Annotated in this window: 17 protein-coding genes; 13 read left to right on the top strand and 4 right to left on the bottom strand. The window is 44.8% G+C overall.

Features of this window, described 5'->3' with window-relative positions:
- Positions 1–10 precede the first annotated feature (10 nt).
- From R7Z10_RS16615 to tatC, 5 genes are all read left to right on the top strand, one after another.
- The gene (locus R7Z10_RS16615; protein ID WP_005379213.1) at positions 11–646 is read left to right on the top strand and encodes an SCP2 domain-containing protein; all 636 of its coding nucleotides are present in this window, start codon (positions 11–13) and stop codon (positions 644–646) included.
- On the top strand, positions 643–2,277 hold the full coding sequence (gene ubiB / locus R7Z10_RS16620; protein ID WP_005379226.1) for a ubiquinone biosynthesis regulatory protein kinase UbiB: 1,635 nt from the start codon (positions 643–645) through the stop codon (positions 2,275–2,277). Before R7Z10_RS16615 ends, ubiB begins: the two co-directional genes overlap by 4 nt.
- Before the next feature lie 52 nt (positions 2,278–2,329).
- Positions 2,330–2,575 carry a Sec-independent protein translocase subunit TatA gene (gene tatA, locus R7Z10_RS16625; protein ID WP_005382958.1) on the top strand — a complete coding sequence of 82 codons (246 nt, stop codon included), beginning with the start codon at positions 2,330–2,332 and terminating at the stop codon, positions 2,573–2,575.
- Between the two features lie 3 nt (positions 2,576–2,578).
- Positions 2,579–2,977, top strand: coding sequence for a Sec-independent protein translocase protein TatB (gene tatB / locus R7Z10_RS16630; RefSeq protein ID WP_017635021.1), 399 nt, complete (start codon positions 2,579–2,581; stop codon positions 2,975–2,977).
- Between the two features lie 68 nt (positions 2,978–3,045).
- Complete coding sequence (gene tatC / locus R7Z10_RS16635) at positions 3,046–3,798, top strand: twin-arginine translocase subunit TatC (protein ID WP_005379234.1); 753 nt, start codon at positions 3,046–3,048, stop codon at positions 3,796–3,798.
- 460 nt (positions 3,799–4,258) lie between these two features.
- Here tatC and R7Z10_RS16640 read toward each other — a convergent pair whose 3' ends face one another.
- On the bottom strand, positions 4,259–5,020 hold the full coding sequence (locus R7Z10_RS16640; protein ID WP_047103721.1) for a TatD family hydrolase: 762 nt from the start codon (positions 5,018–5,020) through the stop codon (positions 4,259–4,261).
- A gap of 184 nt (positions 5,021–5,204) precedes the next feature.
- Between R7Z10_RS16640 and hemB the strand changes: the two genes are divergently transcribed.
- The 3 genes from hemB (at position 5,205) to polA (ending at position 10,234) form a co-directional block, all read left to right on the top strand.
- Positions 5,205–6,266, top strand: a complete 1,062-nt coding sequence (hemB, locus tag R7Z10_RS16645; protein WP_031777176.1) for a porphobilinogen synthase — start codon at positions 5,205–5,207, stop codon at positions 6,264–6,266.
- Between the two features lie 127 nt (positions 6,267–6,393).
- Entirely contained in the window at positions 6,394–6,828 is a 435-nt protein-coding gene (locus R7Z10_RS16650; protein WP_005379245.1) for a GNAT family N-acetyltransferase, read from the top strand.
- 619 nt (positions 6,829–7,447) lie between these two features.
- Complete coding sequence (polA, locus tag R7Z10_RS16655; RefSeq protein ID WP_132936672.1) at positions 7,448–10,234, top strand: DNA polymerase I; 2,787 nt, start codon at positions 7,448–7,450, stop codon at positions 10,232–10,234.
- Positions 10,235–10,981: 747 nt separating this feature from the next.
- Here the strand turns inward: polA and yihA are convergent.
- The gene (gene yihA / locus R7Z10_RS16660; RefSeq protein ID WP_017635019.1) at positions 10,982–11,641 is read right to left on the bottom strand and encodes a ribosome biogenesis GTP-binding protein YihA/YsxC; all 660 of its coding nucleotides are present in this window, start codon (positions 11,639–11,641) and stop codon (positions 10,982–10,984) included.
- A 159-nt stretch (positions 11,642–11,800) separates the two neighbouring features.
- On the opposite strand from yihA, the gene R7Z10_RS16665 reads away from it, so the two are divergent.
- The 5 genes from R7Z10_RS16665 (at position 11,801) to hemN (ending at position 16,510) form a co-directional block, all read left to right on the top strand.
- Positions 11,801–12,418, top strand: coding sequence for a cytochrome c (locus R7Z10_RS16665; RefSeq protein WP_005379248.1), 618 nt, complete (start codon positions 11,801–11,803; stop codon positions 12,416–12,418).
- A gap of 839 nt (positions 12,419–13,257) precedes the next feature.
- Positions 13,258–13,896 carry a class I SAM-dependent methyltransferase gene (locus R7Z10_RS16670; RefSeq protein WP_005379250.1) on the top strand — a complete coding sequence of 213 codons (639 nt, stop codon included), beginning with the start codon at positions 13,258–13,260 and terminating at the stop codon, positions 13,894–13,896.
- Positions 13,896–14,438, top strand: a complete 543-nt coding sequence (yihI, locus tag R7Z10_RS16675) for a Der GTPase-activating protein YihI (protein WP_005379252.1) — start codon at positions 13,896–13,898, stop codon at positions 14,436–14,438. The genes R7Z10_RS16670 and yihI overlap by 1 nt, the downstream gene beginning before the upstream one ends.
- Before the next feature lie 7 nt (positions 14,439–14,445).
- Positions 14,446–14,934 carry a DUF2489 domain-containing protein gene (locus tag R7Z10_RS16680; RefSeq protein ID WP_005379254.1) on the top strand — a complete coding sequence of 163 codons (489 nt, stop codon included), beginning with the start codon at positions 14,446–14,448 and terminating at the stop codon, positions 14,932–14,934.
- 184 nt (positions 14,935–15,118) lie between these two features.
- Positions 15,119–16,510: an oxygen-independent coproporphyrinogen III oxidase gene (gene hemN / locus R7Z10_RS16685; protein ID WP_025768296.1), complete on the top strand. Its 1,392-nt coding sequence runs from the start codon at positions 15,119–15,121 to the stop codon at positions 16,508–16,510.
- A 69-nt stretch (positions 16,511–16,579) separates the two neighbouring features.
- Here hemN and add read toward each other — a convergent pair whose 3' ends face one another.
- Both add and R7Z10_RS16695 read right to left on the bottom strand, forming a co-directional pair.
- A complete protein-coding gene (add, locus tag R7Z10_RS16690) occupies positions 16,580–17,584 on the bottom strand; it encodes an adenosine deaminase (protein WP_005382965.1) in 1,005 nt (334 codons plus the stop codon).
- Positions 17,585–17,731: 147 nt separating this feature from the next.
- Positions 17,732–20,278, bottom strand: coding sequence for an EAL domain-containing protein (locus tag R7Z10_RS16695; RefSeq protein WP_262631836.1), 2,547 nt, complete (start codon positions 20,276–20,278; stop codon positions 17,732–17,734).
- Positions 20,279–20,363 lie beyond the last annotated feature (85 nt).

Genomic DNA, 20,363 nt, shown 5'->3' on the forward strand with positions numbered 1-20,363 from the left:
GGTTAACGGCATGCCATTTGAACCACTTATCACCGCTGTGATTGAAACGTCACTGAATACACTGATCAAAGACGACCCTGCATTGGGCCGTCGTTTAGCGCGTCTAAAAGGTCAAGTTATTCAAGTTCACCTGAAAGAGATCAATAAAACACTGACATTCGTTTTTAGTCAGCAAATTGATGTGCTTGGTCATTACGAAGGGCAGCCTAACTGCTATCTATCGCTCAACTTGAGTGTGTTACCAGAGCTGCGCGATCAGGCCAACATCACTCGTCTTATTAAACAAGATAAACTTGAACTCGAAGGCGATATTCAATTGGCGCAGAAATTCTCTCAGTTGATGGTGGATTGCAAACCAGATGTTGAAGAGTGGTTGTCTCGCGTGACTGGCGATGTCGCCGCACATACCTTTGTGCAAGGTTCAAAAAACATCGGCAACTTTCTTGCGTCTCAAGCAGAAAAACACCAGCGTCATCTTGCGCAAGTAGTGACTGAAGAATGGAAACTGGCTCCCGCTCCGTTAGAAGTGGCCTATTTCTGTGACCAAGTTGATGAGGTTCGCAGCCAGGCTTCTCGCATTGAAGCTCGTTTAACGGCTTTGCTGAATAAGCTGGATGCAGATAAGCCTGCATTGGAGAAACCATGACGCCAGCAGAACTAAAGCGCTTATACCACATCGCCAAAGTACAACTGGAATACGGTTTAGATGAGCTGCTTCCCGATCACCAACTGACCAAAGCTCCGCTTTTACTGCGCAAAAGCTTGTTTTGGATTAAGAACAAGCACCCAGAAAAACCACTCGGTGAACGTCTGCGTTTAGCACTGCAAGAGCTGGGGCCGGTTTGGATTAAGTTCGGTCAGATGATGTCGACGCGCCGTGACTTATTTCCTCCGCATATCGCTGATCCCCTAGCTTTACTTCAAGACCAAGTCGCGCCTTTTGATGGCGAGTTGGCAAAAAAGCAGATGGAGCAAGCATTAGGTGGTCCGTTAGAAAAATGGTTTACCGAGTTTGATATCAAACCACTGGCGTCTGCGTCGATTGCTCAGGTACATACTGCGCGCATAAAAGACACTAACCAAGAAGTGGTATTAAAGGTTATCCGCCCAGATATTCGCCCAGTCATTGATTCAGATCTAAAACTGATGCACCGAATGGCGCGTATAGTCGCCGGAGCGATGCCTGAAGCACGTCGTTTAAAACCAGTTGAAGTCGTGCGTGAGTACGAGAAAACCCTGCTTGATGAACTCGACTTGCGACGTGAGGCGGCGAATGCCATTCAGTTGCGCCGCAACTTTGAGGGCAGCGAAGAATTGTATGTTCCTGAAGTTTTTCCCGACTTCAGTAATGAAACTGTCATGGTTTCTGAGCGAATATATGGCATTCAAGTCTCTGATATTGAAGGCTTGAAAGCAAATGGCACCAATATGAAATTGCTCGCGGAACGCGGTGTGAGTGTGTTCTTCACTCAGGTGTTCCGAGACAGCTTTTTCCATGCCGATATGCATCCGGGTAATGTGTTCGTCAAACCCGAACATCCAGAGAACCCAATGTGGATAGGGCTAGATTGCGGAATCGTTGGTACACTTAATAGCGAAGACAAGCGTTATCTGGCGGAAAACTTCCTGGCGTTTTTCAATCGTGACTACCGCCGAGTGGCGGAGTTACATGTGGATTCAGGGTGGGTGCCTGCGGATACCAATGTCGATGAGTTTGAGTTCGCGATTCGCATTGTGTGTGAGCCTATTTTTGCTAAGCCATTGTGCGAAATCTCCTTTGGTCATGTGTTGTTGAATTTGTTCAACACGGCACGTCGATTCAATATGGAGGTTCAGCCACAACTTGTACTGTTGCAAAAAACGCTGTTGTACGTGGAAGGGCTTGGTAGGCAGCTATATCCTCAACTTGATTTGTGGGAGACCGCAAAACCATTCCTGGAAGAATGGATGATGAATCAAGTTGGGCCGCAAGCTCTAGTGAATGCGATTAAAGACCGCGCACCATTTTGGGCAGAGAAATTACCTGAACTGCCAGAGCTACTTTACGATAGCCTGAAACAAGGTAAAGCGATGAATCAACGTATGGATCAGCTTTATCAAGGGTATCGCCAGAGCAAGCGCCAGCAGGCGACAGGAAAGTTTTTGTTTGGCGTTGGCGCGACTTTAGTCGTATGCTCGGCAATATTGGTGAACGATGCTTTTGAGCAGCTTTCGTTGGCCTGCGGTATCGCAGGTGTCACATTTTGGCTGCTTAGTTGGCGAGCTTATCGTCAATAGACGTTAAACTCTTGAAATATTTTTGTTTGTTTAAAGACCCGAGGTAAAGAGAATGGGTGGTATCAGTGTTTGGCAACTTCTAATCATTGCTGTAATTGTTGTATTGCTATTCGGAACAAAGAAACTACGCGGTATCGGTGGCGATCTGGGTGGTGCCGTTAAGGGCTTCAAAAAAGCGATGAGCGAAGATGAACCTGCGAAAAATGACAAAGACGCAGACTTCGAACCAAAAAGTCTAGAAGAGCAGCAGAAAAAAGAAGCTGCTCCTGAAACGAAAAAAGACAAAGAGCAGGCGTAAAACGTGTTTGATATCGGTTTTTGGGAACTGGTATTAATATCTGTTGTTGGTCTGGTCGTTCTTGGGCCGGAGCGTTTGCCTCATGCTATTCGCAGCGTGTCTCGCTTTATCGGTGCCGCTAAGAGTATGGCAAATAGCGTCAAAGACGAATTGTCACACGAGCTGAAAGTCCAAGAGCTGCAAGAAAACTTGCGCAAAGCAGAACAAATGGGGATGGATGATTTGTCCCCTGAGTTGAAATCTTCAGTTGAAGAGTTGAAGAAGGCTGCGCAATCTGTAAATCGTCCTTACGCAAAGAACACCGATTCAGAGGCTGAGCCTGTAAAAACAGAGCCAGCAGTCGAAGAGGCCGTGAAAGCGCAAGAGAGCAAGGTTACAGCGGCAGATAAGAAAGCCGAATAGTCTCATTAGGAGGAGCTACTAGTGATTGGTAGCTCCTTTTTGATCTGGTTTTTAATAAGAGGTTTGCCATGTCTACCGTCGAGCAGACACAACCTTTAATTAGTCATTTGTTGGAGCTTCGCAACCGACTACTGCGCTCAATCCTCGCAGTGTTGGTCGTGTTTGTCGGACTAATTTATTTCTCTAACCACATTTACGAGTTTGTTTCCGCACCTTTAGTAGAACGTCTACCTGAAGGCGCGACCATGATTGCTACGGATGTAGCGTCACCTTTTTTTACGCCACTTAAGCTGACGTTAATTGCTTCGGTATTTATTGCGGTGCCGTTTATCTTGTATCAAGTGTGGGCATTTGTAGCGCCAGGTTTGTACAAGCATGAACGTCGATTGATCATGCCACTGCTGTTCTCTAGTTCGCTATTGTTCTACTGTGGAGTGGCATTTGCCTACTTCGTGGTATTTCCATTGGTGTTTGGCTTCTTTACCGCCATCTCTCTTGGTGGAGTAGAGTTTGCAACTGATATCTCGAGTTATCTCGACTTTGTGCTGGCGCTATTTATGGCGTTTGGTATCGCATTCGAGGTGCCTGTTGCGATTATTTTGTTGTGTTGGACTGGGGCCACTACACCAGAAGATTTAAGACAGAAACGTCCTTATATTATAGTGGCTGCGTTTGTCGTAGGTATGGTGTTAACGCCACCAGACATGATCTCGCAAACCTTACTCGCTATTCCGATGTGTTTACTGTTTGAAGTCGGTTTGTTCTTCGCGCGTTTTTATACTCGTCGAAGCGAAGAAGTAGAAGCGGAAACCGAAGAATAAGGCTAATCTAGATGTGAAAAGCGGCTCAATTGAGCCGCTTTTTTTTGCGGTTGGTTTTTTCTTGGGCTAATTACTTAACTTTCATGACGTAACCACATTTTGTGCATACGTATACTTCCTTGATGCCCAGCAGCTTTTGAAAAAAACTGCGCGGTACGCGTTGTAAGTAAGCACCATGTGTACACACTTCAACTTCCATATTCATGCTGTTTTACATTTGTGCTAATTAATGGGCGTAAATCAGTATAGAAAAATAATGTGTCGAGTTGTCGACAGTTTTGCAAAGCGGACGAAGTAAAGTGACGATATGAGAAGTAAGTAGAGTTGCTAGTTAATTATTATGTTTATCAATAATTTTGTATGGATTGTTCTACTATTTCAACGGGTTGAATCGTTCATTCAATAGTTTAGGTGATAAAAAAGCGACGTTGATTTCGTCGCTTTTTTCAATTCTCGTGAATTAAATATTAAACAGCTTTTTGGCATTCTCAGTCGTTATGGCATCGATGGTTGCGATGTCGACATCACGCAAGTCGGCAACACGTTGTGCAACGAGAGAAGTGTAGGCTGGTTCATTACGTTTACCACGGTGTGGCACCGGCGCTAAATATGGACAGTCGGTTTCTAAAATGACCCACTGCATATCCAAATGTGGAATGACTTTATCCATCCCGCCATTCTTAAAGGTTGATACGCCACCTAAGCCTAAGTGGAAGCCTAGCTCATTGATTGCTTGTGCTTCTTCTAAGCTGCCTCCAAAACAGTGGAATACACCACGCAGACGACCATTTTGCTCTTGTCGTAGCAAAGTGAGTGTTTCTTCAATCGAATCACGAGTGTGGATAACGACCGGTAAATCCATCTCTTTTGCCCAGTTAAGTTGAGCTACGAACGCCATTTCTTGCTCAGCACGATAGGTTTTGTCCCAATACAGGTCGATACCGATTTCGCCCACCGCAATAAACTTGTGTTTCTCAAACCAGCCGCGGATGATCTCCAACGTTTGCTCAACGTTGTTATCCACATAGCAAGGGTGCAGCCCCATCATTGAGTGGCATACGTCAGGATATGCCGCTTCGGTTTTTAGCATGGGCTCAATTGAGTCCAGATCGATGTTTGGCAACAGGATTTTATTAATGCCTTGCGTTAAGGCGCGTTGTACTACTTCATCGCGGTCGTTATCAAATTCGCTGGCATAGATGTGCGCGTGGGTATCGATCATCGTTACTCTCTGTGCTTCATGGTTGGTTTCGTATTCGAAGTATACTTGAGTGTGAGTGCTGGGTCATTTTCAGTTTTTTTCATTACCTTTTTCCAGATTGTCACTCGCAACATGCATCAAGAGTGATATGATTTTGTTCACCAGATGATTTGATCATCATAACCGTCCAGACAAGGAGAAAATGGTGTCTGTATCAATTCAAGGTCCATTCCCTGCACGCCGTATGCGTCGTTTACGTAAGCACGATTTTAGTCGTCGTTTGATGGCTGAGAACCAACTTTCTGTTAATGATCTGATTTACCCAATGTTCATTCTTATGGGTAAAGATCGTCGTGAGAGCGTGGAGTCCATGCCGGGTGTAGAGCGTTTGTCGATTGATTTAATGCTAGAAGAAGCACAATACCTTGCAAATCTAGGCGTTCCAGCAATCGCGCTTTTCCCTGTCGTAAACCAAGACGCTAAAAGCTTATGTGCTACTGAAGCCTACAACCCAGAAGGTTTGGTTCAGCGAGCAGTACGAGCACTTAAAGAACACATTCCTCAAATTGGTGTAATCACAGACGTGGCACTCGACCCATTCACGACACATGGCCAAGACGGCATCATCGATGAAGATGGCTACGTAATGAATGATGAAACCACAGAAGTATTGGTTAAGCAGGCTTTGTCTCATGCAGAAGCGGGTGCTGACGTAGTCGCGCCTTCAGACATGATGGATGGCCGAATTGGTAAGATCCGCGAAGCATTAGAAAACGCGGGCTACATTCATACTCAAATCATGGCTTACTCGGCTAAGTACGCATCGAACTACTACGGACCATTCCGTGATGCGGTTGGCTCTTCTTCAAATCTAAAAGGCGGCAACAAGAAAAACTACCAAATGGACCCAGCAAACATTGATGAAGCGATTCACGAAGTGGCGCTAGACATCAATGAAGGTGCGGACATGGTGATGGTTAAACCTGGTATGCCATACTTAGATGTAGTTCGCCGAGTAAAAACTGAACTTCAAGTACCGACATTTGCTTATCAAGTCTCTGGCGAGTACGCGATGCATAAAGCGGCGATCATGAATGGCTGGCTCAAAGAGCGTGAAATTGTGATGGAATCACTATTGTGCTTCAAACGTGCAGGTGCAGATGGCATCTTAACATACTTTGCGAAAGACGTTGCTGAGTGGTTGGCAGAAGAGAATGCACAAACTGCTCAACACCTAAATCGTACTCCGGAAGCGACAGAAGAGTAATTATCGCTCAGTGAGAAATACCAGACCAACAAGAGTTGTTCGTCTGTATATACCCAAGTAACCTCAGGCGGATTACAACAGTAACAATCCAAGGTGCTTGGGTATTTTTATTTTGGAGAAGAGAATAATGACAATGCTGATTCGTGAAGGCACATTGGAAGAAGCACTTCAAGTTGTGGCGCGTGTTACCGAGTTTTCGAAAGGAGAAACGGTAGACTCCATGACTCAACGTTTAGAAGAGAAAAACAGTTTAATCCTCGTTGCAGAAAAAAATGGCACGATTGTCGGCTTCAAAATAGGTTACGAATTAGAGGATGGTGTTTTCTATAGCTGGTTAGGTGGTGTTGTCCCTGAAGCTCGAAATGAAGGCGTGGCACAACTGCTTTTGGAAGCTCAAGAGGATTGGGTGGCAGAACAAGGCTACAACACATTAAAAGTGAAATCTCGAAACCAGTTTCCGGCTATGCTTCGCTTGTTATTGAGAAATGGCTATATAATTGAAAAGTTTGAAGAAAAAGTAAATCTTCGAGAATCTCGAGTGCATTTCATTAAAGCAATGTGAAAATAAATGAGATTTTTTCTCATTTAACTGTTGACTACGAAATGAGAATCATTATTATTAAACCTGTCTTAGGGAATGAGGAAAGTTCACAAGGACGTTGAGTGACTTATTAACAGAAGTTAATTAACTGAAAGTTGAGAAGTGATGAAACATTTTTCCGAGAACTTGCACGAATTCTTTTTGACACGACATTGCTCACATTGCTTCCAGTGTAATTTATAGCTTCTTGGTTAAGCTGCTCTATTTACAGAATTTGCTTTACCACTTCTGCTAGGCGACCCCATTCGGGTCGCTTTTTTCTTTTCTACGATTTCTATTTGACGTCACTATTAATATCTTTTCCACATGCGATGATCATTTTAGGATCGTTGATCTTCTCGCCGTTATGCGAATTTGTTGTTATTAATCAATAGTTTGGGTTGGTGTTTTCTTGTGTTTTTTGTTATTGGATAACCAGTGGATAATTTCTATAAACAGAGTTATCCACAGGAGGTGGTGTTTTCGTGAATAAAGTCGGAAAAATTTACGCGACCTAGATCGAGCGAACAAGATAGATTCGGATCAGCAGTCATGGCATCCTAGGCAGATCTCTCAAGTACTGAATTGGATACAGACAATTATGGCAAGTATTCCTGAAAATCCGTTGATCCTTATCGACGGCTCTTCTTACCTATATCGCGCTTTTCACGCCTACCCGGGCACCATGAGCAATGGTGAAATTCCAACTAATGCCGTTTACGGCGTCGTGAACATGTTACGCAGCATGATGCGTCAGTTTGCGTCTGAGCGCATCGCGGTGGTTTTCGATGCAAAGGGAAAAACCTTTCGTGATGATATGTATGCAGAATACAAAGCGAATCGTCCGCCAATGCCGGATGACCTGCGTTGTCAGATTGAACCATTACACAATGTTATTCGTGCAATGGGTTTGCCGCTGATCTGTGTTCCTGGCGTCGAGGCGGATGACGTCATCGGTACGTTAGCATACCAAGCATCACAAAAGGGCATGCCTGTATTGATCAGTACTGGTGATAAAGACATGGCGCAGCTAGTGGATGATAACATTACCTTGATCAACACCATGACGAACGTCGTAATGGATCGTGAAGGTGTGGTTGAAAAGTTTGGCATTCCACCTGAGTTGATCATCGACTACTTAGCACTGATGGGCGATAAAGTAGATAACATTCCTGGTGTACCGGGTGTCGGTGATAAAACGGCGACCGCACTACTGCAAGGTATTGGTGGTCTGACGAAGTTGTATGAAAACCTCGATGATATTGCAGGGCTTGGTTTCCGTGGTTCTAAAACCATGGCGAAAAAGCTCATCGACAACAAAGAAAATGCCATGCTTTCGTATGAGCTCGCGACCATCAAATTGGATGTTGAGCTTGAGGAAACGCCAGAATCATTGCTGAAAGCGGAACCAAATAAAGACGAATTAGTGAAGCTGTATGGCCAACTGACGTTTAAATCTTGGTTGAATGAACTACTTGAAGGCGGTTCTGGATCTGTGGAGGCCGTAGAGCTTGCAGGATCTTCACAAGCTTCTTCTTCTCAAGCCGAGATGGAAACTTCTGCGGTAACAATCGATCGCAGCCAATATGAAACAATTCTGGATAAAGAAACCTTCAATGCTTGGCTAGATAAACTTCAAACGGCTGAGCTGTTTGCATTTGATACGGAGACCGATAACCTAGATTACATGCTAGCGAATCTAGTTGGTTTGTCATTCGCTGTCGATGAAGGTATTGCGGCTTATGTGCCAGTTGCACATGACTATTTAGATGCGCCTGAACAGCTTGATCGTGATTGGGTACTAGAACAGCTGAAGCCAATTCTTGAAGATGCAGCGAAAGCAAAAGTCGGTCAAAACTTAAAGTATGATGCGTCTGTACTCGCTCGTTACGACATTGAGCTAAAAGGTATCAAGCACGACACGATGTTGGAATCGTATATCTACAACAGTGTCGGCGGTAAACACGATATGGACAGCTTGGCGCTTCGCTTCCTACAGCACAGCTGCATTTCTTTTGAGCAAATTGCAGGTAAAGGCAAAAATCAGCTTACGTTTAACCAAATCGAACTGGAACAAGCATCGCCATACGCGGCAGAAGATGCGGATGTGACCCTTCGTCTGCACAATCGCTTGTTTGCTAATATCGAGCAGGATGAAAGCCTGAAGACAGTTTACGAAGAGATTGAAATGCCGTTGGTGCCAGTTCTTTCGCGCATTGAACGCACTGGGGTCTTTATCGATGAAATGAAGCTGAGTGCGCAGTCAGTCGAGATTACCGCTCGCCTTGATGAGCTTGAAAAGAAAGCGTACGAAATTGCTGAGCAAGAGTTTAATATGAACTCGCCAAAGCAATTACAAGCCATCCTATTTGAAAAAATGGGTTTACCGGTTGTGAAGAAAACGCCATCAGGCACACCATCGACGAATGAAGAAGTTCTGCAAGAACTCGCGCTAGACTACCCACTACCAAAGCTGATTTTGGAATACCGTGGTCTGGCGAAGTTAAAATCAACTTACACCGACAAACTGCCGAAGATGATCAACCCATCAACGGGACGCGTGCATACTTCTTACCACCAAGCAGTGACTGCAACGGGTCGTCTATCTTCTACTGATCCGAACTTACAGAACATTCCAATTCGTAACGAAGCTGGCCGTCGTATTCGTCAAGCGTTTGTCGCGCCATCAGGGTATAAAATCTTAGCGGTCGACTACTCGCAAATCGAACTGCGCATCATGGCGCACCTTTCTGGCGACCAAGCTTTATTGAATGCATTCCGTGATGGCAAAGATATCCACGCGGCAACCGCAGCAGAAATCATGGGTGTTTCTATTGAGGACGTTTCAAGTGAGCAACGTCGTCGTGCGAAAGCGGTTAATTTCGGTCTTATTTACGGCATGAGTGCGTTTGGTTTGGCGAAGCAATTGGGCATTCCTCGTGGTGAGGCTCAAGCGTACATGGATACATACTTTGAACGTTACCCAGGCGTGATGCAGTACATGGAAGACACACGCAGCACAGCAGCAGATAAAGGGTATGTTGAAACGATTTTTGGTCGACGTTTGCATTTGCCAGAAATCAAATCGCGCAACGGGATGCGTCGTAAAGCTGCTGAACGTGCGGCAATCAACGCACCAATGCAAGGTACGGCAGCGGACATCATTAAGAAAGCGATGCTGTTGGTTGATCAGTGGATTCAGGAAGAAGGCAATGGTCGTGTGAAGTTATTAATGCAAGTACACGATGAATTGGTCTTTGAAGTTGAAGAGTCATCATTGTCCGAAATTGAAAGTAAAGTACAGAAATTGATGGAATCTGCAGCAGAGCTAAAAGTACCGTTGGTTGCAGAAGCAGGTCACGGTGATAACTGGGATCAAGCTCATTAGTCACTTTTAGACCAAAATAACCAATTAATTATGAGCCAGCGCACAAACGCTGGCTTTTTTTTGAGATTAAAAAAGCTAGCGCAAAGTTAACTTTGATGTTGCTTAATAAAAATTTCATGAAAAAAAACTACAAAAATTCTTTGCAATTCTGACCAATTGTTGTACATTAATACTCGTAGGGTACAGAGGTAAGATGTTCTATCTTTCAGACCTTTTGTTTCACGTTATTGGATTAGGCTGATTCAGCCGCCCCAGTCAGTTTTTGACTGGGGCGTTTTTTATTGGGCGAAAGAAAATTATTCTTTTAGATCAGTAGCTTAAAGTAAGCCTTTAAAAACCTTCTTTTTTGACCTTTCTAAGTCACTGCAAAATCTCGATTTTTCCTTCAAATTTATTGCGTTATTCATCCTGTAAATTTACGCCAGTCACACTATTATTTTTTCTTGAAAGAAACTAAGTTACATCTTTTTGAAGCTTTGCTTGGCTTAACTGTCTGAATTGTAATGCTATTGGGTGTTTTGGGAGTGAATGTTTGGTGATAAACAGGAAACAAGAGCGCTTTTTAACCTATTGAAATCGAATCTCAGTTCAGCAATGCTTCGTCACATAACAATAATTACCAATTTTTCTCTCCCGTTATCCCTGCCAGGAAGGCGGGGATTTTTATTGCCTGTTATTTAGTTCAGATAAACAAAAGCCCCACCAAATGGCAGGGCCGTGTCGAAGAAATTTAACAAATATTGTTAATTATTCTTCATCGCTCGCTGGTATCTCTTGTTCGTCTTCTTCTATCAGGTGTGCTAGTGCTGGTGCAAACCAGGTATCCAGTTTTGCACGTAGCTGATCGACACCTAATCCTTTCAGTGAAGAGAACACATCAACAGAAACGTCACCACCGAAAGTTTCTACTTGCTTACGAACTTTCAGTAGAGTTTGTTTGCGTGCACCACTTTTTAGTTTATCTGCTTTGGTTAGCAAAACTTGCACAGGAATGTGGCTATCGATGGCCCAGAAAATCATTTGTTGGTCGAGATCTTTCATTGGATGACGAATGTCCATTAGAACCACTAAGCCTTTTAGGCACTCGCGTTTCTGTAGGTATTCACCCAAAGATTTCTGCCATTTGTTTTTCATCTCTACCGGTACTTGAGCAAAACCGTATCCAGGTAGATCGACAATGTGACAACCTTCTTCTACTTTGAAAAGGTTGATTAATTGCGTACGACCAGGTGTCTTTGATGTCTTGGCTAAGCTTTTTTGATTAGTTAGACGGTTAAGTGCACTCGATTTACCAGCGTTTGAGCGTCCTGCAAACGCAATTTCGACACCTTCGTCTTCCGGCAGGTGACGAATATCGGGTGCGCTGGTGATGAAATGCGTATTTTGGTAATGAATTTTTACGCTCACTGTTAACTCCATCTCGACTTTGTGTAGTCGATTGATTACTTTTTTGTGAAAATGTGTAAAATAACCGTGCTCGGCATAAGGTCGCCTATTGTACCATGAGTGTACGCGGTATGTTCACATTCCGTGGTACTGGAAGCTTGATAATTATAATGGAATGTCATGAAGAAATTAGCGCTAATTTTGAGTCTTTTAGCCAGTTGCTCAGTATGGGCCCAAGGTAATATTGAGGCTGGTAAAGCAAAATCACAAACCTGTGTCGCCTGTCACGGAGCAGATGGCAACAGTGCAATAACAACGTACCCGAAACTCGCAGGCCAACACGCTAAGTATCTTGAGAAGCAGTTAAAAGAACTTAAGCTAGGCATGACAAGTGGTGGTAAACAAGGTCGTTACGATCCTGTAATGAGTGGTATGGCAATGCCACTGAGCGATGAAGATATCGCAGACCTATCTGCTTACTACGCTTCGCTACCAGTTTCAGAAAACTCAACACCTGAAGATGTAGTAGCAAAAGGCAAAACGCTTTATACCGCTGGTGATGCCGAGCGTGGCCTAACCGCATGTATTGCATGTCATGGTCCTCGTGGCAATGGTACTGAGCTTTCAGGTTTCCCGAAAATTTCTGGTCAGCATGCTGACTACATCAAAGCTCAGCTAGAAAAATTCCGTGATGGCGACCGTGGCAATGATATGAATGCCATGATGCGCGACATCGCGAAGAAAATGACAGACGAAGATATCGAAGTGCTGTCTAAATACGTTGGCGGTCTGCACTAATATACCTAAATCGCTCAAGATCCTGCATCTTGAGCTGGTTGGGTAGATGTCCCTACATCGTTCGAGCAACTTGTACAAAAATGCCCTAGTGAATCCACTAGGGCATTTTTGTTCGTGACAGATATCACAGTCGAGTTTGGATACGAAAGCGATAGTTGGCTCGGCAGTTTGTGAGACATTTGCCATACTTGATGTTGGCTTTTTCTTGTTAGTGTTTTTAAGTTTTTGATTAAATGATAATTTTGATTTTTTAGAAAAATAGGCGGATTATTTTTTCAATCCATTACTTGTGAGCATAACGGGATGGCGTAAAGTAGAAGTCGTTCACAGGGGGTGAATGTAAGGATTTAAGACCACGGTTTAGGTCTCCAAGGATGTAGCTCGGATGCTTGGTGATTTAGAAAGGGATTTAGATAGGTAGGGAGCCTATCAGATAAGGATGGTCATCTCGTCTGACGGTTAAGACAGTGAAACGGATCAGGCACAGGAAGTTGCTCAGTAGACAGGAAGTAAACGGATAGCCAAAACTCATCAGGAAGATGAAAAACAACTCTTTTTGGCAGGGAAAGCTCTAAAAACAAAGGGATCATTGGTGCACCAAATGTGTGCAACACAGTTTCGCCAATTGATGGCACTTAGAAAGCGACAGTCTGACTGTCGCTTTTTTTATATCCGTTGACTTGCTCAGTCGTAACTTGAATTGAGATTACAGCACTTACTTTAGCTTTATAGGTTGTAAACAAAGTTTTTTAATAAAAATTGCTGAAAAAATACTCAACAACACTCCAATCCGAGTTCACTTTCTGGTATGTTTCGCATCCCTGTTTGAGGAAGTCAGCATGCATACCTGTCCTTTATGCCAAAATCAGCGCACTCACCATTATTTTGAAGATAAGCGTCGTGAATATCTTCAATGTGAGCAGTGCAGCTTGGTATTCGTAAATCCAGACCAACGTTTGGATGCGGAAAGCGAAAAAGCTCACTATGATTTGCATGAGAACAACCCCGATGATTTGGGTTACCGACGCTTTTTGTCGCGTATTGCTGACCCGATCACAGAGCGAATTTCTCCACAATCAAATGGTATCGACTTTGGTTGTGGTCCTGGCCCAACGCTCTCCTTGATGCTGGAAGAGGCGGGGCACAACATGGCGTTGTACGATCTCTACTACCACCCTGATACGTCGGTTTTAGAAAAAACGTACGACTTCATGACAGCAACAGAGGTGATAGAGCACCTCTACCACCCAGATTTGGTGTGGAAGCAATGGTTGAATTTAGTTAAGCCAGGGGGCTGGATAGGCCTGATGACGAAAATGGTCATCGACGTGGAGGCTTTCAAATCATGGCATTATAAGAACGATCTCACTCACGTAGTGTTCTTTAGTCGTGACACGTTCCAGTTCCTAGCAGAGCGGGATAAGCTCGAACTCGAATTTATTGGTAATGATGTAATTTTACTGAGGAAACCCCAGTAATGAGCCGTAGTAAAAAATCTAGAAAACCGGGTGCCGCTGGTGCACCTGAGTTTGTTGTAACTCGTAACCGTACAGAATCTGATGTGGAAGGCCGTTTACGCAAGCGTGCTAAAAAGCGTAAAGGTCTGAAAACGGGTAACCGTAACTCAGAAGTTAACGAGCAGAAAAAGCAAGCTGCTGCACAAAATCGCGACCCGCGCTTAGGCAGCAAAAAGAAAATACCTCTGATTGTTGAACCTGCGAAGAAAATGACGAAGCAAGAGCGTCGTTTGTCGGCAGAGCAAGAACTAGAGATGCTAGAAAATGACGCGCAATTGAACGTGTTGCTAGACCGTATTGAAGCGGGTGAAAACCTGGGCACAGGTCTACAGAAATTCGTCGATGAGAAACTCGACCGCATTGAGAAGCTAATGGACCAACTAGGCTTGTTGGAACCTGAAGAAGAGGAAGACTTCACTGCACCTGCTGAGAAAAGCACGCGCAACGATGATGACTTGCTGGCAGATTTCGACGACATTAATTTCGACGACTATAAAGGATAATTAAGCTATGAATGTAACCTTATTAGCTATTGCTGGTGTTGTGATTATCATCGCACTCGCTTCTTATGCAGGTTACCTTCTGCTTCAATTGAAAAAGCAAAAGGAATTGCAGCTGAAGCATCAAAAATTGGCGATAGACAAACGTAACGCCAACATTTTTGAGAATGTGCATACCTTGTGTCAGGCGGGCATTCAAGGGCAGTGCGATTTATCTGAAATCAGTATCCGTGTGTATAACATCATGGATTATGTACAAGGTGAAGACCGCGTTGATTTCGATAAAACGTACCCTGCGATTTCTGAGCTTTACCACATAGTGAAAGATATGGCGCGTGGCGAAGAACGCCAACAACTTGCCAAGAAAGAGCGTATGCAACAGAACTTGACGCGTCATAAAGCGGAAAGCCGCCTCACTGATGCGATTATTGAGGAGCTCAAAGTGTTGCAGAAAAACGTCCAGCCACTGAATAATCAAATCAATATTCAGATGATTTAAGCGCGACCCCCAATAGTCTCCTTATGACTAATGGGGGTATCGTGATCACGCTAGCACTTCTTTAGTTTTATACTTAAAAAGCCAGTCGGCGTTGCCACGCTTGTCATCGTCGTATGGCAAAATAGCGGCTCTGAATATCGGGTGACGGCTTTCGTTGCCCTAGCATTTAACGGAAAGTACCACCATGTCGAATCAACACACTGAATCGAAACAGCAAATCGTCTGGGATCAAGCGGTATTGGATAAGTACAACTATTCCGGGCCTCGTTATACGTCGTACCCAACGGCGCTGGAGTTTCATGAAGCGTTCACCATTTCTGATTATGATATGGCATGCACTCAATACCCAGAACGCCCATTATCGCTGTACGTACACATTCCGTTCTGTCACAAGCTTTGTTACTACTGTGGATGTAATAAAGTCATTACACGCCATTCGCACAAAGCGGATGAATACCTCGACGTGCTTGAACACGAAATTCGTCAACGTGCTGCATTACTTGTTGGTCGCACCGTGACGCAATTGCATTTTGGTGGTGGTACACCGACGTTTCTCTCTGAAAAGCAAATCACGCGTGTAATGAGCCTGCTACGCCAAGAGTTTACTTTTAGTAGCGATGCTGAAATCAGTATCGAGGTTGACCCGCGTGAAATCGAGCTGACCATGCTGGATCATCTGCGTAGTGAAGGCTTCAATCGCTTGAGCATCGGTGTTCAGGACTTCAACAAAGAAGTGCAAAAGCTGGTGAATCGTGAGCAAGATGAAGAGTTCATCGTTGCGATGGTTGCGCGCGCAAAAGAGTTAGGCTTTCGTTCGACGAACCTAGATTTAATTTACGGTTTACCGAAGCAGACCAAAGAATCTTTTGCCAAGACTCTAGAACAAGTGCTAGAGATGCAGCCGGGCCGTCTATCCGTGTTTAACTACGCGCACATGCCACAGCTATTTGCAGCGCAGCGTAAGATTAAAGACGAAGACCTGCCAAAGGCAGAAGAGAAGATGGCGATTCTGCAAGACACCATCGCGACACTGACTGGTGCTGGCTACCAATTTATCGGTATGGACCACTTTGCTTTGCCGGACGATGAACTTGCTGTTGCCCAGCGCGAAGGTATTTTGCATCGCAATTTCCAAGGCTACACCACACAAGGTGAATGTGACTTGGTTGGCTTTGGTGTTTCTGCAATCTCGATGATCGGCGATGCGTACGCGCAAAACCAGAAAGAGCTGAAGAAATACTACGCTCAAGTCAACGAACTTCGTCACGCTCTATGGAAAGGGGTCTCTCTGGACTCCGATGATTTGCTCCGTCGCGAAGTGATTAAGCAGCTGATTTGTAACTTCAAGTTAGACAAGAAAGCCATTGAGTCTGAGTTTAAAGTGAGGTTTGAACAGTACTTTAAAGAAGATTTGCAGCTACTTCAGACCTTTATTAACGATGAGCTGGTGGAAGTGGATGACAATGAAATTCGTGTGACGCTGCGAGGTCGTTTGTTGATCCGTAATATTTGTATGAGCTTCGATAAATACCTACGAGCAAAGGCACGTCAGCAACAGTTCTCTCGTGTTATTTAATCAGAGATACAGATTCAAGATATAAAAAATGCCAGCAGATGCTGGCATTTTTTTATGTTTTCGCTGGATTTAAGCGCGATCTTTTACTTTTTCTCTCAGTTCCGATTTTTCTGCTTCTGAAAGGAACGCAATCTCAAGGCCATTGATTTGCGCTTGGCGAATCTGGTCTTGGCTCAGGCCAGCGGCTGGTGCCGCTACTTCGTATTCGTATGGCAGTTCGATACCTTCAACCGCTGGATCGTCAGTGTTCAGACACGCAAGAACGCCATGCTCTAGGAACTGCTTGAGAGGGTGGTTTTCTAGCGTTTCTACCGTACTTGTTTGGTAGTTTGACGTCAGGCAAGATTCAATACCAATGCGGTTTTCTGCTAGGTAATCCATCAGTTTTGGATCGTGAATCGCTTTTACGCCGTGACCGATACGAGTTGCGCCCAGCTCATTGATTGCTTGCCACATGCTCTCTGCACCTGCTGCTTCACCAGCATGGACCGTTACCCCAAGGCCAGCATCGCGTACTTGCTTGAAGTGAGACACAAAGCGATCACCCGGTTGGCCTAGCTCGTCACCCGCAAGGTCGACGGCAACGATGTGATCTTTCTGGCTCAGAATGCCGTCCAGTTCTTGTTGACATGCGTCAGTGCCAAATGTGCGACTCATGATACCGATCAGGTTGGCTTTCACGCCAAAATCGCGCATACCCGCTTGCACACCGTCCACGACGGCTTCAACAACCCCCGCTACTGGTAGTTTGTGTTTCATCGCCATGTAGTAAGGAGAGAAACGCAGCTCTGCGTAATCGATTTGTGCGTTTAGCGCGTCTTCTACGTTTTCGTACGCGACACGACGACATGCATCTAGATCGCCCAGTACAGCAACACCCCAGTCGAGCTTAGAAAGGAAAGCAACAAGAGAGGGTTCCGCTTCGACAATTTGAACGTGAGGAGTGAGAGACTCAATATCGTACGCTGGTAGGGCAATGCCAAACTTTTGGCCTAGCTCAAGAATCGTTTTAGTACGAATGTTACCGTCGAGGTGACGGTGCAAATCAGTAAGAGGAAGGTTCTTCGTTATCATTTTGTCGATCCGGATAGTTATGAACTGGAACAGGGCCCAAACATCATCTGTGACAATACATGGGTAAGATTTGCAGTTAAGTATAAATAACAGTTGGGTAGATTGTCAGTAGAGGATGACTAGGAAATCAACGATTCTCGCTCTTTTCTACTTCATGTTCACCAAATGTGTTGGCCATTCTTCTAGTGGCATAGGGCGGCTGTAATAGAAGCCTTGCACCTGATTACAGCCTAAAGAGCGCAGTAATTGTGCTTGATTGCTATCCTCGACACCTTCCGCGACGACATTAGTTTTGAGACCTGCTGTGATATTGATGACGGCAGCGACGACTGAACTGTTTAAGTTTTCTTGTGTGAGTTGATTGATGAAGGTGCGATCAATCTTCAAGCAGGTAAACGGCAGAGAGTGGAGGTAACCCAGTGATGAGTAGCCGGTGCCAAAGTCATCTATCGCGATACCAATACCCATTTCACGCAGTTTAGTCATATTTTCTAGTGTTGTCGGTGCGCTATCAATGATGCGTGATTCTGTGATCTCTAGTGTGAGGTTACTTGCTGGTAATTTCGTGATATCCAATACGCTTATCACCGTATCGACAAAACTTGGGCAAGATAGTTGATTAACGGAGATATTCACATGCAGTTGGAAGTCCGACGGCCACTGTTTGCTTTCGATCGCTTGGTAAGTGTCGCGACAAGCTTGTAACAGAATCTGTTGGCCGATGGCTTTGATCATGCCGCTTTCTTCCGCGATTGGAATAAAATCTAATGGTGACACCATACCTGAGTCGCTATGCCAACGCGCCAGTGCTTCGGCGCCACACACTGTGCCACTGACGAGATCCACAATCGGTTGGTAATGAGGAATAAACTCTCGGTTTTCAATGCCAGTTTGGATCTTGGTCAGCATTTGCGTACGAAACTTTGAAGCGCTCGCTAGTTCTGGGCTGTAGTGACAAACACCAGTCAGTGAGTCTTGTTTAGCGTAACTTAATGCGATGCTGGCGTTGCGTAACCATAAAGGCATGGTTTCGTTTGGCTGGGTTTGTACAATACCAAGTGAAATCTTCATCACTACATTCTCGCCTTCCACCATAAATGGGGTGGAAAAGAGTTGCTGTAATCGACGTTCGGTTTGTTTAATTTTGGTTTCAGTGTCGACATTTGAGAGAAACACCGCGAACTCATCACCACCAATCCGAGCCAATAATGCGTTGTCACGAAACTGCTGTTTTAGCCTTTCAGCGATGCTGACCAACAACTGGTCGCCGTTGTGATGACCCACACTGTCGTTGATATCTCTAAATTTGTTGATACCAAGTAAAAATAAACTGCCGTGACAAAGATGAGACTGATTTTCACAGATTTCGACCAAACCCTGACGACTATATAAGCGTGTCAGAGAGTCATAAACCAACTGTTCACGCAATGCTTTGAATGACGCTCTTAGATTGTTCGCCATTTCATTAAAAGCATGAACCAGTACGGTTGTCTCATACACATAACCAGGCTTTGGCATGCCGCTATCCCAATCCCCATTTGCCAGGTGCTGAGCGGCGGCGGCCGTCGCGTTAATTGGTCTGGTAACTCGGTTGAAAATGATCCAACTGATGACGATCCCAAATAGGCTTACAATAATGCCAACGAGCCAGCTCTCTTGCTGGCTTTTCGGTAACAGGCCGAGAAGCTCAGACTCCGAAATGGAGGTGCCGATAAACCATGTTAAGCCGTCTTGGTCTCGATACGGGGTTAGCCGACTGAAAATACGTTGGCCATCATGTTCAAATGAAAAAGTATAAGGTTGCTTCGTGTTGTTGAGATCGAAAGACCGGACTCGGCTCGCACTGATTTTGATGATCGGGTCTGCGTTTTCAGCGGCAAGCAAACGCTGCCCTTTATCCGAAAATTTTGTGCCCCATGAGATGACGCTTCCCGGGCCTGAGTGAGCGATTAAACGATGATCTGGGTCCATGATGTAGACCGACGCTTTAGTGTTGTATTTTAACTCGCGCAGGAACTCGTTGAATGTATTGATACGAATGTCTGTCACCAAAACACCAGCAAATTGGTCGTGTTTGTACACCGGCGTCATGGCTGATAGCGTAATATCCTGGCGTTCATCAGCGTTGGTATAAATTTCAGACCAAGTGGCGTTTTGGCTCTCTGCAACGGGCTTATACCATGGGCGAGTGCGAGGATCGTATTGGGAGATAACCGTTCGAATGTTGTTACTCACATGGTTGGTTCCATAAATAACCAGATCACCATCGGTGTAGCGATCTTGCACCATTAAGGTGTAATCGTCGGAAAGCTCGCGGCGAAAGCCTGCAAAGTCGCCGTTTTCTGAACCAAATGCGATTACATCCAACTGCGGTATCGATTGGTAAAGATTTTTGAATGCACTCAGCAGGTAGTTTTGAATGTCTGAGGTATCGTGAGGGCGATAAAGGTTGTGATAGCTGACGTTGTGCGCGAGAGCCATAACCGCAGTAAAAGGCTTACGTAGATAGCTATTGAGGTGGTCGTGGACACTTTCGGTTAACACGGAAAGTTGCTTGTCACTGATATCCGTGACCACTTCTTCGTAACTTTGTTTTTGGACGTAGACAATGACACCGATCGCCAGTAAGAAGATCATGACAAATGGAATCAGAACAGCAGTACGCAGTGTAATTTGAGTCGTAGCAGTAGACATCGCCTAATCACATAGATGGTGGTGCGCCACAATTGTACTGATGTTTTTATTAATATCGAGTGACAAACGACGCTCGTTGTTAACG

It is taken from the genome of Vibrio sp. Vb1018 (assembly GCF_033338775.1).
Lineage (GTDB): Bacteria > Pseudomonadota > Gammaproteobacteria > Enterobacterales > Vibrionaceae > Vibrio > Vibrio alginolyticus.

Excerpts from the sequence above, each read along its gene's own strand:
- R7Z10_RS16695 (WP_262631836.1), bottom strand. The coding sequence starts at position 20,278 with ATGTCTACTGCTACGACTCAAATTACACTGCGTACTGCTGTTCTGATT.
- yihI (WP_005379252.1), top strand. The coding sequence starts at position 13,896 with ATGAGCCGTAGTAAAAAATCTAGAAAACCGGGTGCCGCTGGTGCACCT.
- polA (WP_132936672.1), top strand. The coding sequence starts at position 7,448 with ATGGCAAGTATTCCTGAAAATCCGTTGATCCTTATCGACGGCTCTTCT.
- tatC (WP_005379234.1), top strand. The coding sequence starts at position 3,046 with ATGTCTACCGTCGAGCAGACACAACCTTTAATTAGTCATTTGTTGGAG.
- R7Z10_RS16680 (WP_005379254.1), top strand. The coding sequence starts at position 14,446 with ATGAATGTAACCTTATTAGCTATTGCTGGTGTTGTGATTATCATCGCA.
- R7Z10_RS16670 (WP_005379250.1), top strand. The coding sequence starts at position 13,258 with ATGCATACCTGTCCTTTATGCCAAAATCAGCGCACTCACCATTATTTT.
- R7Z10_RS16665 (WP_005379248.1), top strand. The coding sequence starts at position 11,801 with ATGAAGAAATTAGCGCTAATTTTGAGTCTTTTAGCCAGTTGCTCAGTA.
- add (WP_005382965.1), bottom strand. The coding sequence starts at position 17,584 with ATGATAACGAAGAACCTTCCTCTTACTGATTTGCACCGTCACCTCGAC.
- R7Z10_RS16640 (WP_047103721.1), bottom strand. The coding sequence starts at position 5,020 with ATGATCGATACCCACGCGCACATCTATGCCAGCGAATTTGATAACGAC.
- ubiB (WP_005379226.1), top strand. The coding sequence starts at position 643 with ATGACGCCAGCAGAACTAAAGCGCTTATACCACATCGCCAAAGTACAA.
- hemN (WP_025768296.1), top strand. The coding sequence starts at position 15,119 with ATGTCGAATCAACACACTGAATCGAAACAGCAAATCGTCTGGGATCAA.
- tatA (WP_005382958.1), top strand. The coding sequence starts at position 2,330 with ATGGGTGGTATCAGTGTTTGGCAACTTCTAATCATTGCTGTAATTGTT.
- R7Z10_RS16650 (WP_005379245.1), top strand. The coding sequence starts at position 6,394 with ATGACAATGCTGATTCGTGAAGGCACATTGGAAGAAGCACTTCAAGTT.
- R7Z10_RS16615 (WP_005379213.1), top strand. The coding sequence starts at position 11 with ATGCCATTTGAACCACTTATCACCGCTGTGATTGAAACGTCACTGAAT.